This is a genomic window from Pseudomonas sp. GD03842 (assembly GCF_029841165.1).
Taxonomy (GTDB): domain Bacteria; phylum Pseudomonadota; class Gammaproteobacteria; order Pseudomonadales; family Pseudomonadaceae; genus Aquipseudomonas.
The window spans coordinates 192,461-207,072 of record NZ_JAOCEA010000007.1; the positions used below are offsets into that span (position 1 = coordinate 192,461).

The window sequence follows — 14,612 nt, forward strand, 5'->3', positions numbered from 1 at the left end:
CAGCCAGCAAACCGACAGTAAGGGAATCACGTGAAGTCTGCTCGCCGCCACACCTGGCCGATGGTCGCGCTGACCATCGGCCTATATCAGGGATGTGTCACCCAGGTTGCAGCGGAGGATGACATCGATCCCACGCTGCGCAGCATCAGCCCGACCCGTCTGCAAAGCCAGCCGCAGCGGGCCCGGGATACGCCCGGCGCAAAGCGCCAGGCAACGCGCGACGTAACCCGGCCCGACGCGCCCTCGGTATCGGGCAGGGACATGAGCCGGCAAGGCGAGGAAACCCTCGGCTTGCAACAAGCCGTGCGCCTGGCAGTGGACTGGCACCCGAGCATCGCCGAGGCCGTCGGCACCTTGTATCAACAGGCCGAAGGCATCAACGTGGCCGAAGCCGGTTATTACCCGCAAATCGCCGGAGGGATCAAGGGTGGCTACAGCAGTGGCTACGGCAGCGACGCGGGCAGCCAGTCGGTGAGCATTTCGCTGAAACAGATGCTGTACGACTTCGGCAAAGTCTCCAGTGCAGTGGAGGCGGCACGCGCCAAGGTTGCCCGCAGCCAGGCAAGCATCCTGCTGGCCATCGACCAGGTCGGCCGGGATACCGCATTCGCCTACATCGAGGTGCAACGCTACCAACGCCTGCTGGACATCTCCCGCGATCAGATCAAGGGCGTCGGCGACATCGTCGAGTTGGCCCGCCAGCGCAGCGACATGGGTGCCAGCACCCGTTCCGACGTGGTGCAGGCACAGTCCAGGGTCGATGGTGCGATCGCCACGCTTCAGGAATACAAAGCGCAGTACGCCCGCTGGCAGCAGACGCTGTCCAACCTCCTCGGGCGACAGAGCACGCCCAGGGTGACCGATGACTTCGCCCCGTCCTTGAACCAGTCGTGCAATGCACCGGTGATCACCGATGCCTTGCCGGGGGTCCTGCAAGCCGTGGCGCAGCGCACCCAGGCGCAGGCCGAGCTGGCCCAGGCCAAGGCAGAGGCCTATCCGACCCTGTCCCTCCAGCCCTCGCTCAATCAATACCTGGATGACCATTACGCTGACCAGAACCCGGCCATCGATCGGACGCAGGCGGCCATTTTTCTCAATCTGGAAGTTCCGATCTATCAAGGGGGTGCCATCAGTGCCCGCAGCCGCGCGGCGAGCTATGCCCTGACGGCGGCCGACTCCGCAGAGGACGCCGCCAAACTGCAGGCGCGGCAGGGGCTGACCGAAGCCCAGGCACAGACGTCAGGGCTCAGCCGACGACTGGACTCGCTGCAGTTCCGCCAGACCAGCATCAGTGAAGCCCGCGAACTGTATGGCAAGCAATACCTGGAACTGGGTACACGGCCCTTGCTGGACTTGCTCAATGCCGAGCAGGAAATTCATCAGTCACGCTTCGACCTGGCCAACACCCAGGCTGACCTGCGCCGTTTGCAGATCGACTGCCTCTACAACAGTGGCGGTTTGCGCCGGGCGTTCGGTATCGACCACAGCACCATTCAGCACGTGGAGATCCTGCCATGACCGATCCCATCGTCATCCCCCAACCGGCTGGCGACGCCCGTCAGGACCTCGGCCCTTGGCTGGAAGCCGTGCTCAACGTGGCACGCCATTACCGCCTGGATGTTTCACCGGAAAGTGTTCGGCTGGCGTCATTGCACCCCACAGGTCGCCTCGAAGACGGCGTGCGGCACATGGCCCGACAGGCCGGCTTGAGCGTCAAGTTCGCGTCCTTCGACGCCAAAAGCCTGACCCGCTGGCGCACGCCACTGGTGGTGCAGTTGCGCGACGGTCAGGTCGGCGTGATCGAGAGCATGGGTGAACAGGGAGATTTGGGCATCGCCTTCAGCGGCGATCAAGGCCTGCAAAGCCGGGTCGAACCCGATGCCCTGGCGGAACAGGTGCTGCGCACCGCTATCCTGCGTCCGACCCAGCCCTTGAGCGATGTGCGCACCAACGACTACATCAAGCCTTACGATGAGCACTGGTTCCGGCGCATCGTGCTCAGCGACCTGCGCCCCTACACCCACGTCATGATCGCTTCGCTGGTGGCCAATCTGCTAGGCATGGCCGGGATGCTGTTTTCGATGCAGGTCTACGACCGCGTCATTCCGGCCGAATCGCTGCCAACCCTCTATGTACTCTTCGGAGGCGTGCTGTTGGCATTGGGGTTCGACTTCGTGATGCGCATCATGCGCCTGCGCATGACCGACGTGCTGGGCAAGCGCGCTGACCTGCGCGTCTCGGACCTGGTGTTCGGCCACGCTCTGCGCTTGCGCAATTCCGCGCGCCCCAAATCCACCGGTTCGTTCATCTCACAGCTGCGCGAGCTGGAGCAGATCCGCGACCTGATCACCTCCAGCACGGCGACGGCGCTGGCCGACATGCCGTTCTTCCTGTTGTTTCTGCTGGTGTTCTATCTGATTGGCGGCCCCCTGGTGCTGGTGCCTTTGCTGGCGGTGGTGCTCATGATCGTGCCGGGCATCGTCGCGCAACGGCGTCTTGCCCGCCTGGCCAACGCGTCGATGCGTGAAGCGGCGCTGCGCAACGCGATGCTGGTGGAAAGTGTGCAAGGGCTGGACGACATCAAGGCGCTGCAGGCCGAACAGCGGTTCCAGCAACAGTGGAACCAATACAACGCCGCTTCCGCCGACAGCAGTTTGCGCCTGCGAGGCCTGACCAACAGCCTGGTGGCCTGGACCCAGAGCGTCCAGGGCGGCGTATTCGCGGTGGTCATCGTGTTCGGCGCGCCGATGGTGATTGCCGGTGACCTGACCACCGGCAGCCTGGTGGCAGCCTCGATCCTGTCGTCGCGGATGATGGCGCCCCTGGCGCAGGTCACCCATGTGCTGACCCGCTGGCAGCAGGCCAAGGTCGCTTTGGAAGGTCTGAACCGCCTCATGCAACTGCCCGTCGATCATCCCGAAGGCAGCCAGCGGGTGCACCTGCCTGCCATCCGCGGCGACTTCCAACTGCGTCAGGCGGGCTTTCGCTACAGTGAGGAATCCGCCCCTGCCCTCAGCGACATCAACCTGAAGATTCGCCCTGGCGAGCGCATCGCCATTCTTGGCCGCAATGGCGCGGGTAAATCCACGCTGCTTCACGCCCTCGCCGGCGGCATGGACCTGGCCACCGGCGAAACCACTCTGGACGGCATCGCCCTCGCCCACCTGGACCCGGCCGACCTGCGGCGTGACGTGGGCCTGATGTCGCAACAGGCGCGGCTGTTCCACGGGACCCTGCGGGACAACATTACCCTCGGTGCAGGGCAGGCCAGCGATCAGGAAATCGTTGCGGCCCTGGCCGTCACTGGCGCGCTGGACTTCGTGCGGCAGTTGCCCAAGGGCATGGACCATCTGATTCTCGAAGGGGGGCTGGGGTTGTCGGGCGGCCAGCGTCAAAGCCTGTTGCTCTCGCGTCTGCTGCTGCGCCAGCCGCAGGTGCTGCTGCTCGATGAGCCCACGGCGTCTCTGGACGACATCACCGAGCGTTTCCTGTTGGAGAAACTCGCCACCTGGTGCCACGGCCGCACCCTGATCGTCGCCACGCATCGGGTCAGTGTGCTCCAGCTCGTGGAGCGCATCATCGTGCTGGACAACGGCCGCATCGTCATCGATGACCATCGGGAAGCGGCCCTGGCCCGGCTGCGTCAACCGCAAGGAGCACCGGCATGAGCGCAGTCATCATCGATCAGCCACCGCGCCTACCCGACCCAGTGTCCCACCTGGACGGCAGCGATGAACGAAAACTGGTGGGCGGTGCCCGCGTGATCTGGGGCTGCGCGCTGATGCTGGGGTGTTTTTTCGCTTGGGCGGCATGGTTCGAAGTGGTGGAAGTCTCGAGCGGCACCGGCAAGGTGATCCCTAGCTCCCGCGAGCAGGTCATCCAGTCGATGGAAGGCGGCATCATCCAGCAACTGAACGTCACCGAGGGGGCGATGGTCGAGCGCGGCCAGGTGCTCGCGCAGCTCGATGCGGTGAAGAACGAATCCAACGTCGGCGAAAGCGAGGCGAAGTACCGGGCGGCACTGGCCAGCCTGAACCGCTTGCAGGCCGAAGTCAGCGACCAGCCATTGAAGTTCGACCCGTCGCTGAGCGATGCGCCGGATTTGATCCGCGCCGAGACCGAACTCTACAAGACCCGCCGCAAAGGCCTGGACGACACGCTGGCAGGGATTCAAAGCTCGCTGAAGCTGGTGCGCAGTGAGCTGGAAATCACCGAGAACCTGGCCCGGATTGGCGCATCCAGCAAAGTGGAAGTGCTGCGCCTGAACCGCCAGCGTTCGGAACTGGAACTCAAGGCCACCGAAGCCCGTTCGGATTACATGGTGCGCGCCCGAGAAGACCTGGCCAAAGCCAGTGCCGAGGCCAAGACCCTGGCGGCAGTGATCCGCGGTCGCACCGACTCGCTCGCGCGCCTGACCCTTCGCTCACCCGTGCGCGGCATCGTCAAGGACATCAAGGTCAATACCATCGGTGGCGTGATACCACCCAACGGTCAATTGATGCAGATCGTGCCCCAGGATGAACAACTGCTGATCGAAACCCGGATTTCCCCACGGGACATCGCCTTCATTCATCCCGATCAGGCGGCCAAGGTGAAGATCACCGCCTACGACTACTCGATCTACGGCAGCCTGAACGGCAAGGTGGTGACCATTTCTCCGGACACCATTCAGGACGAGGCTAAGCCGGAGGTCTTTTACTACCGGGTGTTCATCCGCACCGATGCAGACGTGTTGCGCAACAAGGCCGGGAAGACGTTCGCCATCGTCCCGGGCATGATTGCCACGGTGGACATCCGCACCGGTGAAAAAACGGTGCTGGACTACCTGATCAAACCGCTGAACCGCGCCCGCGAAGCACTGCGCGAACGCTGATCAGCGGCTGGCCACCTGGCTGGTTTCCGACGCTACCGGTTTGGCCTGGGCCAAGTAGCGGTTCCATTCGCGCTTGATCTGCGCATAGGGCATGAAAATACTCACCCGGGGCTGATTGGCCAGATCCGGGCGTTTGATCGCCGCCAGATCGCTGCGCGTCAAGAACGCCACGGTAATCCCGACCACCTTGCCGTCTTCCGCGAACACCGGCCCGCCTGACATCCCTTTGGCCGTCGGGCCGTCGTGGGTGCCGTACATGACGTTGCCTTCCTTGGTATCGAGCCTCACCATCGCGGGCAAAGCGTGACCACTGCCTTTGACCGACATGTACAGTGAGTTGTACCCCACTGCAGTGACCGCCTCGCCTGGCCGGTAGGTCCGCCACACCGGCACACCGTTTGCCTTGTGGCGGAAGAACTGAACGTCGCCCTGCCCTTGATACACGGCACCGGGAACGTAGGGGATATGCTTGACCGTGACAGCGTAATCTTCATTCCACTGCACCGCCGTACCCATTAACAGGTATGGGAGCGGGCCGCCCGAATGGACGAGAATGGCTTGATCGTAAACAGGGTCCTGGTTGAAAGCGGTTGGCACTCCATTGCACCCGCTGAGCAGCGCACAGGCTGCCACGAGAGGCAATAAGGGTCGCATTGATGCACACGATGGGCAGTGAATGACGCAAGAAATATGTCATTGTGACATCACCTTTACAATAGACTCAGTCTACCGTTTGTCGAACAGTGATGGAGTGAGGTTATTGGATCCAGGATCGGGCCTGCCCATTTTTGGCCAGAGAAAAGCAAAAAGGGCGAACCTTTCGGATCGCCCTTTTCCTTACCGCCAGCAGAAAGCGGATTTGTTTGGTAGGCACGATTGGACTCGAACCAACGACCCCCACCATGTCAAGGTGGTGCTCTAACCAACTGAGCTACGTGCCTGCTGTGGGGCGGCATTCTACGGATATTCAACAGGCTGTCAACCGCGCATTTTCGATAAGCCACTGAAAACGATCGGCTTTTATCAAGCGCTCTTCTCAACCGATAAATATTTCCGACACCTCACCGCCCCAATTCCACTGGTGGCTGCGTTTTATCTCGGGTAGCATCGGCGCACTCGTCAAGAATATTAAACAGGGGCCTACAGGATGACGAACACCGCTTACCCGCAATCGTATTACGCCGCGTCCGCCAACCCTGCGCCCCACCGCCCCGCGCTGCAGGGCGAAGTCGAAACCGACGTGTGCGTCATTGGCGCCGGCTATACGGGTTTGTCGAGCGCGCTGTTTCTGTTGGAAAGCGGTTTCAAGGTCACCGTGCTGGAAGCGGCGAAAGTCGGCTTCGGCGCATCGGGGCGAAACGGCGGACAGATCGTCAACAGCTACAGCCGAGACATCGACGCGATCGAGCGCGCCGTGGGTCCCAAGCAGGCGCAACTGATGGGCCAGATGGCCTTCGAGGGCGGACGGATCATTCGCGAGCGCGTAGCTAAATATCAGATTCAGTGCGACTTGAAAGACGGCGGCGTATTCGCCGCCCTCACCGGCAAACAGATGAACCACCTGGCGTCGCAGAAGCAGCTCTGGGAACGCTATGGCCATACTCAACTGGAATTACTGGACGCAGCCGGCATGCGTGAAGTCGTGGCCTGCGATCAGTACGTCGGCGGCATGCTCGACATGAGCGGCGGCCACATTCACCCGTTGAATCTGGCACTGGGCGAAGCGGCTGCCGTGGAGTCACTGGGCGGGGCGATTTATGAACAGTCCGCCGCCATCCGCATCGACCGCGGCGCCAATCCGGCGGTCCATACTGCCCAAGGCCGGGTGCGGGCCAAATTCATCATCGTGGCGGGCAACGCGTACCTTGGGAATCTGGTGCCTGAACTGGCGGCCAAATCGATGCCCTGCGGCACCCAAGTGATCACCACCGAGCCCCTGAGCGACGAGCTGGCCCGCACCCTGCTGCCGCAGGACTACTGCGTCGAAGACTGCAATTACCTGCTGGACTATTACCGCCTCTCTGGCGACAAGCGTCTGATCTTCGGTGGCGGTGTGGTGTATGGCGCGCGCGATCCGGCGAATATCGAAGCGATCATCCGCCCGAAAATGCTCAAGGCGTTCCCGCAGCTCAAGGACGTGAAGATCGACTATGCCTGGACCGGAAACTTCCTGCTGACCCTCTCGCGCCTCCCCCAGGTGGGCCGCCTGGGTGACAACATTTATTATTCACAAGGCTGCAGCGGCCACGGCGTGACCTACACCCACCTGGCAGGCAAGGTGCTGGCCGAAGCATTGCGAGGCCAGGCCGAGCGGTTCGATGCATTCGCTGCCCTGCCCCACTACCCGTTCCCGGGCGGGACACTGTTACGTGCGCCGCTGACCGCGTTGGGCGCGTGGTATTACAGCCTGCGGGACCGCCTGGGCGTCTGAGCACAAGACCGCCAAAAGGAGCAGCACGGGCTGCAAGTGGCCCAGCTCACTGGGCCGCCGCAACCGCGCTGCCTGTAGGCGCCATGAACGCCTCACCGAGCGTTGTTGATGGCTTTTACCGCTTCGCCCGCCGCCTGTTCCTGCCCGGCCTGGGCCAGTTCGTTCGCCGCCTTGAGCCAGCGTTCCCGGTCGACCGGCGCTGGAAGCTGACGCGGGCTTTGAACGAGGATCGCCCAGTTACCGGCACTGTTCCAGTCGGAGGTGAACCCCTCGAAGCTTTCGATCATGCGCCCTAGCCCGGTATAGACCAGCACAGTGCGTTTGTTCTGATCGAAGCCAACCAACACCCCATAGCGCTGCTCTTTCCACCACAGCGAACCTTCGTTGAAACGCACCAGGACCGGGTATCCGGCCGAGACCTGGGCGAGCAAGTCGGGAAACTGATGATCGACCGGGTAAACCACGAAGCCGTACTCACGCGCAACGGTCGACATGCTCTGATCGAGCGAGGCTTGCGCGCCTGGCAGTTTGAGCGGTTTTTCCAGCAGGCCCGGGGTGGTCTGCACACCATGCACCGTCAGCATGCTGGCCAGCGCATTGGGGGCGCTCTGGAACGCCTTGCCACGAAAGAACGGCACCGCGTTGATTTCCACCCGGTCCGGCAAGCGCTTGTACTCAGCGGGGTAGCCGGGCTTGTACGCATGGGGATCCGCGCACCCTGCCAGCGCCAACACCATTGCCAGCGCACACCATTTCCATTGGGTTGCCGAGAGGCCCGATCGAGACATTCTTCACTCACTTGTCTGATGCCGGGCATCGCGCGACCCGGCGTGGAGGCCGATCATAGAGCGGTCGTCCCCTGCGGTATAGCGCCAATGTGCAGTTCAGCCCCTGCAATAGAACAAAACGGTCATGGATTTATACCAACGGTCAATTTTCAGAAACAACTGTCGGACTAGACTGTCGGTTACAAAGAGAACGAAGCGAGAAGAGCCGGAGGGACGTATGAGCCTCGGAATGACCATTGTGATGTTGATCGCCGCGTGGCTGGCCGTTGCCGCCGCCATGCTGTGGGGCGTAATGCGGATTTCCCGTCGCCACCACCCACAGCCGCAACACCGTCCTGCAGCACGGCCCGCGCAGCCTGGCGGGCGCAAACCTCGTCCTGCCGCTGCACACTGACCACCCTGCACGCGCAGTATGAAAAACGGTCGGCGATGGCTTCCCATCCCGACCGTTTGATTTATCCGACTGCCCGTCAGGACTTGTGAACGCTCGCCTCAGCCTCCAGCCGTTTCTGTTTCGAGCGTCGAGCCATCATGTTCAAGACCTCGATCAGGGCCGAGAACGCCATCGCGGTATAGACATAACCCTTCGGTACATGCGCGCCGAACCCTTCGGCGATCAGGGTCATGCCGATCATGATCAGGAAGCCCAGGGCCAGCATGACCACCGTCGGGTTGTCATTGATGAATTTCGCGAGCGGCTCGGACGCCACCAGCATGACAATGACTGCCGAGATCACTGCGATGACCATGATCGGCAGGTGCTCGGTCATGCCCACGGCCGTGACAATACTGTCGATGGAGAACACCAGGTCCAACATCAGAATCTGTCCGATGGCCGCTGCCATGCCCAGGGTCACCGTATTGGAAACCGCCTTTTCCGCTTCGCTCTGGGTGTCCATGCTGTGGTGAATTTCCGTGGTCGCCTTCCAGACCAAGAACAGGCCACCGGCGATCAGGATCATGTCCTTCCAGGAAAACACTTGGCCAAAGACCTCGATGACCGGCTCGGTCAACTGGACGATCCAGGCCACCGTGGTCAACAGCCCGAGACGCAGGATCAGCGCCATGCTGATACCGATTCGACGTGCTTTGGTGCGCTGATGCACCGGCAGTTTATTGGTGAGGATGGAGATGAAGATCAGGTTGTCGATACCCAGGACGATTTCCATGACGACCAGCGTCGCGAGGGCGATCCACGCCGTAGGGCTTGCTGCCAATTCCAAAAGGTATTCCATGGGTCACTGTTCCAGATCGTAATGGGAGACAAGGCGGCATTCTAGGCAAACGAATACTTCAGGAAAATTCGTATTTATCAGGCGTATACTTCGGTTTTAACGAAGTCTTGACGATGACCCGATCATGCTCAATTACCGCCAATTGCACTACTTCTGGGTCGTGGCCAAAACGGGCAGCATCGTGCGTGCCTGCGAGCAATTGAACCTGACGCCCCAGACCATCAGTGGTCAGATTAGCCTGTTGGAGCAAACCTATGGCGTGGAACTGTTCAAACGGGTCGGACGCCAGCTTGAACTGACCGAGACGGGCCGCATCGCGTTGCCGTATGCCGAGCAGATGTTTCAACTGGGCGGCGAACTGGAGGCTCTGCTGCGCGCGCAACCCGACGAGCAACAAGTGCTGTTTCGTGTCGGCGTGGCCGACGTCGTACCCAAGTCGATTGTCTACCGCCTGATTGCACCGACCATGACCTTGAGCGAGCCGATCCGCATTACCTGTCGGGAAGATCAACTCGAACGCCTGCTGGCCGATCTGGCGATTCAACGACTGGACCTAGTGATCTCCGACAGCCCGATGCCCAGTCACCTGGACATCAAGGGCTACAGCCAGAAACTCGGCGAATGCGGGGTCAGCTTTTTCGCCACCTCCGCCCTGGCGAAGGCCTACGGAAGCGACTTTCCCCATGGGATGCAAGGCGCGCCCCTGCTGATTCCCGGGCAGCACACCGTGGTGCGCAACCGGCTGATGCGCTGGTTCGCCGAGCAGAACGTACAGCCGAAGATCGTCGGGGAATTCGATGACAGCGCGTTGATGAAGGCTTTTGGCAAATCCGGCAGTGGGATTTTCATCGCGCCGAGCGTCATCGCCGATGAAGTGATGGACCAGTACGATGTGGAACTCATCGGCCAGACGGATGCAGTGACCGAGTCCTTCTATGCGATTTCGGTCGAGCGCAAGGTCAAGCACCCCGGCATCGTCGCGATCACCGAAGGTGCCCGACGCCAACTGTTCACCGATCAGGCCTGACAGGTCGCCTGACGCGGCTCTGCGGTCATCAACACCCCTGCCAGCAGGATCGACAGCAGGATGATGCCCGCCCCGGCGAAGCCCAGCTTGTCCAGACCGAACTGCTCGATCACCCGTCCGCCGATGAGCGCCCCCGCGCCAATCCCCAGATTGGCCCCGGCAATGTTCAGTGAAGCGGCGAATGCAGGGGCTTGAGGCGCCGCTTTCATCAAGCGCGCATGGCTGACCAGAAACAACGCCGCCTGGGTCACGCCCCACACGGTCAAGGACAGCGCCAGCGCAGGCACCGAGTGCATACTCGGCACCACCATCACCATGCCGCCGATCATGAACGCACAGAAGGTGAGGCTGGCCATCAGCGGGTGACGATCCACCAGACGGCCGCCCAGCCAGTTACCCAGCAACCCGACGGCACCGAACCCCATCAGACACCAGCCCACCAACGCGCCATCGAAACCGGCCAGCCGTTCGAGCATGTCGGCCAAATAGGTGTAGGCCGTGAACATACCGCTGAACACCAGCACCGACAGCAGCACATGGCCTTGCATCAAGCGGTTGCGCAGGATGGCGAACTGGCTGCGGAACGAGGCCTGGTGCTGGTGCACGCTCTGCGGCAGATAGATGAACAACAGCAGGGCCTTGGCGAACGCCAGCACCGACAGCAAGGCAAAAGCACTGCGCCAGCCGAATGCGTCAGACACCAGCGTGCCCACTGGAATCCCGAACACCGTGGCGCACACGATGCCAAAGCCGATCTTGGCGATGGCGCGCCCGGCATGGTCTGGGCCGGCGATATCCACCGCCGTTTCGCTGGCCAACGCCCAGAACACCGGCAACCCCAGCGCTGGGATCAATCGCGCGATGGCCATGACGCCAATATTCGGCGCCACCGCCGCGACGGCGTTCGCCACGCCGAACAGCATCAAGACTGAAATGAACAGGCGCTTGCGTTCGAAGCGGGAAAAATAAGCGGTCAGGAAAGGACCGAAGCAGGCGACAGTGAAGGCGAACAGGGTCACCAACAAGCCTGCTTGCGCAATGGTCACCTCCAGGTCGCGAGCGATCGCCGGCAACAGACCGACGATCACGAACTCTGTGGTCAGGACCGTGAATCCGGCGGCTGACAACAGGTAAATGGGGAAGAACATGAACACTCCATGAAAGACGGTACCGCCAACCCTTGCGCAAGGGCCAGACGATGGAAATGAGCGGATGACGACAGATGAGAGGCAGGGCGCTTGATGGCCCTTGAAGGCAACCCCGCCCGTCCGAAGGGTTCAGACGGCGGAGCCGTTCAGGCGTTCAACCCGATGGGACGAGCGAGCAGGTTACTCAGAACGAGCCGATGTAATCCCGCTTGCCGACCTCGACGCCGTTGTGGCGCAGCAGGTCGTAAGCCGTGGTGACGTGGAAGAAGAATTGCGGCAGGGAGTAATGCAGCAGGTACGCCTGGGTGTTCAGGCGCTTTTCCTTATCGGTACCCGGACGCAACACGATTTCGCGCGCTTCGTTGCCGTTGACCTGCTCGGGCGTGATCGTGTCGAGGAAGGCCAGCACCTTGCTCAGCAGAGCCTGCAGCTCGGCAAAGGTGGTTTCGGTGTCTTCGTACTTCGGCGGCTCGATGCCGGACAGACGCGCGCCAGCGCCCTTGGCGAAGTCCACGGCGATCTGCACTTGGCGCACCAGGGGGAACATGTCGGGGTACAGGCGCGCCTGCAACAGTGCGTCCGGCTGGATGTTCTTGGCGGCAGCGTGGGCTTCGCCCTTGGCCAGGACGGCGCCCAGCGCAGTGAGCATTTGTTTGAAAACCGGAATCGAGGCGGCGTAAAGGGAAATGGTCATGGCAGTTCCTGATGGATGAAGTCGCAATGATCGGCATGACGAGCATGCGAACGCGGCTTGTCTTTTACCTCATCCACCCCCTACCCTCATAGCCTTTTCAACACGTAGGGATAGGCCATGTCCACCGAGCTGGATTCCAATAACGACGCCGGGCACGAGGCCCACAGCGCAGACACCCTGCAGTTGAACAGCACCGAAGTGCGCATTCTGGGCTGCCTGATCGAGAAGCAGGCCAGCCAGCCCGAATCTTACCCCCTGACGCTCAACGCGCTGGTGCTGGCCTGCAATCAGAAAACCAGCCGCGAGCCGGTCATGAACCTCACGCCAGGCCAGGTCGGACAGGGCTTGCGCGCCCTGGAAAGCCTGGAGCTGGCGCGGCTGGTCATGGGCAGCCGCGCCGACCGCTGGGAACAACGGGCCGACAAGAAACTTGAGCTGGTGCCAGCACAGCTGATTCTGACCGGCTTGCTGCTGTTGCGCGGCCCGCAGACCGTCAATGAACTGCTCACCCGCAGCAGCCGGATGCACGACTTCGACGATGCGGAGGCAGTGGTTCATCAGCTCGATCGACTGATTGGCCGCGGTCTGGCGGTGCTGATTCCGAAACAGGCGGGACAACGCGAAGACCGCTACACGCACGCCCTGGGCGACCCTGCGGACTTGGAGGCAGTACTGGCCGCTCGGCAGCATTCGGCCGAACGGGTCAGCGGTGGGCAGGCGGCGTTGGCGGACCGGGTGCAAGCACTGGAGGAACGACTCGCTGCGCTGGAAGAACGGTTGGCGAATCGGGAGGGCTAATTGCCGTTCGCCAGTGCTGCTGGCGTTAGAGAAGGCGTGGTGAATGCAGGGGCGACGACGCGCCGCTGCGAGCACGGAGCCCGGTGCAGCCGGGCTCCGTCAGTAATGGGCCGCGTCACAGGTTGAATACGGTCACCAGTTTGGTGTTCAGGTAGGCCTCGATCGCCTCGGTGCCGCCTTCCGACCCGTACCCGGAGTCCTTGATCCCCCCGAATGGGACCTCGACCAGCCCAATGCCCTGATGGTTGATCGACAGCATCCCCGCTTCGATGCGGGTACTGAGAATGTGCGCCGTCTTCATGGACGAAGTGAATGCATACGAGGCCAGACCGAACGGTACGCGGTTGGACTCTTTTACAGCCTCTTCAACGGTGTCGAACGGCACGATCAGCGCCAGTGGACCAAACGGCTCCTCATTCATGGCACGCATGTCGCGCGTCAGCCCGCTGAGGACGGTCGGCTGGAAGAAGTAGCCCGCCCCCTCCAACGCTTTGCCGCCCACTTCCAGCGTAGCGCCCTTGTCGCAGGCGTCCTTGATGAGCGCCGTCAACGCCGGAGCGCGCCGCTCGTTGGCCAGCGGCCCCATGGTCACACCCTGCTCCAGCCCGTTGCCAACGTTGACCTCGTGCGTCAGGCCCACGAACTTCTCGATGAACTGCTGATACACCCCACGCTGGACCAGAATGCGCGTCGGCGATACACACACTTGGCCGGCGTTGCGAAACTTGGCGCCTGCCAGCGTGCGCGCCGCCAAGTCCAGGTCGGCGTCATCGAAGACCAGTGCCGGAGCGTGCCCGCCCAGTTCCATGGTCGCTCGCTTCATGTGCTGACCGGCCAATGCCGCCAACTGCTTGCCGACGGGGGTGGAGCCGGTGAAGGTCACTTTCTTGATCACCGGGTGCGCGATCAGGTAGCTGGAAATCTGTGCGGGATCCCCGTAAACCAGGCCGATCACACCCGCCGGAACACCGGCATCGCTGAAGGCACGAATGAGTTCGGCAGGCGAAGCCGGGGTTTCTTCCGGGGCCTTGACGATGATCGAGCAACCGGCCGCCAACGCGGACGACAGTTTGCGCACCACTTGGTTGATCGGGAAGTTCCACGGCGTGAAGGCGGCGACCGGTCCAACAGGATCCTTGATCACCTTTTGTTCAACCGAAGGATTGCGTGACGGTACCAGGCGCCCATAGGCACGGCGCCCCTCCTCGGCCAGCCAGTCAACGATATCGGCCGCGGAGAGGGTCTCCATTCGCGCCTCTGCCAGCGGCTTGCCCTGCTCTTGGGTCATGATTCTGGCAATGGCGTCGACACGCTCGCGCAACAGATTGGCCGCTTTTTGCATGATCTTGTAGCGCTCATACGCAGGCGTACTGCGCCAGGCTTCGAAACCGCGCTCGGCCGCCGCCAGTGCCTTGTCCAGATCGACGATGTCCGCATGGGCAACGGTGCCCAAGGTTTCCCCGGTCGCCGGATTGATGACAGGGAGGGTGCGGCCGTTTTCACTGGCGCGCCATTGGCCATCGATGAACAGCTGAACGTCTGGGTACATGAGAATGCTCCGGATACGCCTGAACGGCGGAGAATGGAAAAATGCGAAGGCAAACAATGTAGGCGGCGA

Annotated in this window: 13 protein-coding genes and 1 tRNA gene; 7 read left to right on the plus strand and 7 right to left on the minus strand. The window is 62.0% G+C overall.

Annotation, left to right across the window (positions count from 1 at the left end; translation table 11 throughout):
* Positions 1-30 precede the first annotated feature (30 nt).
* From N5D61_RS12425 to N5D61_RS12435, 3 genes are read left to right on the plus strand one after another with little or no spacing between them, the layout of a single operon-like run.
* On the plus strand, positions 31-1,518 hold the full coding sequence (locus N5D61_RS12425; protein WP_279892948.1) for a TolC family outer membrane protein: 1,488 nt from the start codon (positions 31-33) through the stop codon (positions 1,516-1,518).
* The gene (locus tag N5D61_RS12430; RefSeq protein WP_279892949.1) at positions 1,515-3,668 is read left to right on the plus strand and encodes a type I secretion system permease/ATPase; all 2,154 of its coding nucleotides are present in this window, start codon (positions 1,515-1,517) and stop codon (positions 3,666-3,668) included. Before N5D61_RS12425 ends, N5D61_RS12430 begins: the two co-directional genes overlap by 4 nt.
* On the plus strand, positions 3,665-4,873 hold the full coding sequence (locus N5D61_RS12435) for an HlyD family type I secretion periplasmic adaptor subunit (RefSeq protein ID WP_108239673.1): 1,209 nt from the start codon (positions 3,665-3,667) through the stop codon (positions 4,871-4,873). The genes N5D61_RS12430 and N5D61_RS12435 overlap by 4 nt, the downstream gene beginning before the upstream one ends.
* On the opposite strand, the gene N5D61_RS12440 is transcribed toward N5D61_RS12435, so the two are convergent.
* Entirely contained in the window at positions 4,874-5,527 is a 654-nt protein-coding gene (locus N5D61_RS12440) for a trypsin-like peptidase domain-containing protein (RefSeq protein ID WP_279892950.1), read from the minus strand.
* Positions 5,528-5,737: 210 nt separating this feature from the next.
* Positions 5,738-5,814, minus strand: a tRNA-Val gene (locus N5D61_RS12445).
* Positions 5,815-6,020: 206 nt separating this feature from the next.
* On the opposite strand from N5D61_RS12445, the gene N5D61_RS12450 reads away from it, so the two are divergent.
* Positions 6,021-7,304: an FAD-binding oxidoreductase gene (locus N5D61_RS12450; protein WP_279892951.1), complete on the plus strand. Its 1,284-nt coding sequence runs from the start codon at positions 6,021-6,023 to the stop codon at positions 7,302-7,304.
* Positions 7,305-7,396: 92 nt separating this feature from the next.
* Here N5D61_RS12450 and N5D61_RS12455 read toward each other — a convergent pair whose 3' ends face one another.
* Complete coding sequence (locus N5D61_RS12455; RefSeq protein ID WP_279893090.1) at positions 7,397-8,041, minus strand: peptidase C39 family protein; 645 nt, start codon at positions 8,039-8,041, stop codon at positions 7,397-7,399.
* A gap of 268 nt (positions 8,042-8,309) precedes the next feature.
* Here N5D61_RS12455 and N5D61_RS12460 point away from each other — a divergent pair, with 268 nt between their 5' ends.
* Positions 8,310-8,486, plus strand: coding sequence for a hypothetical protein (locus tag N5D61_RS12460; RefSeq protein ID WP_279892952.1), 177 nt, complete (start codon positions 8,310-8,312; stop codon positions 8,484-8,486).
* Positions 8,487-8,562: 76 nt separating this feature from the next.
* Here the strand turns inward: N5D61_RS12460 and N5D61_RS12465 are convergent, their stop codons facing one another.
* Positions 8,563-9,327: a TerC family protein gene (locus N5D61_RS12465; protein WP_279892953.1), complete on the minus strand. Its 765-nt coding sequence runs from the start codon at positions 9,325-9,327 to the stop codon at positions 8,563-8,565.
* 124 nt (positions 9,328-9,451) lie between these two features.
* On the opposite strand from N5D61_RS12465, the gene nhaR reads away from it, so the two are divergent.
* Entirely contained in the window at positions 9,452-10,354 is a 903-nt protein-coding gene (nhaR, locus tag N5D61_RS12470) for a transcriptional activator NhaR (protein WP_108239668.1), read from the plus strand.
* On the opposite strand, the gene N5D61_RS12475 is transcribed toward nhaR, so the two are convergent.
* Positions 10,345-11,502: an MFS transporter gene (locus N5D61_RS12475; RefSeq protein ID WP_279892954.1), complete on the minus strand. Its 1,158-nt coding sequence runs from the start codon at positions 11,500-11,502 to the stop codon at positions 10,345-10,347. The genes nhaR and N5D61_RS12475 overlap by 10 nt on opposite strands.
* A gap of 184 nt (positions 11,503-11,686) precedes the next feature.
* The gene (locus tag N5D61_RS12480) at positions 11,687-12,196 is read right to left on the minus strand and encodes a DUF1993 domain-containing protein (RefSeq protein ID WP_279892955.1); all 510 of its coding nucleotides are present in this window, start codon (positions 12,194-12,196) and stop codon (positions 11,687-11,689) included.
* Between the two features lie 117 nt (positions 12,197-12,313).
* Between N5D61_RS12480 and N5D61_RS12485 the strand changes: the two genes are divergently transcribed.
* On the plus strand, positions 12,314-12,994 hold the full coding sequence (locus N5D61_RS12485) for a DUF480 domain-containing protein (protein ID WP_108239665.1): 681 nt from the start codon (positions 12,314-12,316) through the stop codon (positions 12,992-12,994).
* A gap of 115 nt (positions 12,995-13,109) precedes the next feature.
* On the opposite strand, the gene N5D61_RS12490 is transcribed toward N5D61_RS12485, so the two are convergent.
* Positions 13,110-14,543, minus strand: coding sequence for an NAD-dependent succinate-semialdehyde dehydrogenase (locus N5D61_RS12490; protein WP_279892956.1), 1,434 nt, complete (start codon positions 14,541-14,543; stop codon positions 13,110-13,112).
* Positions 14,544-14,612: the final 69 nt, after the last annotated feature.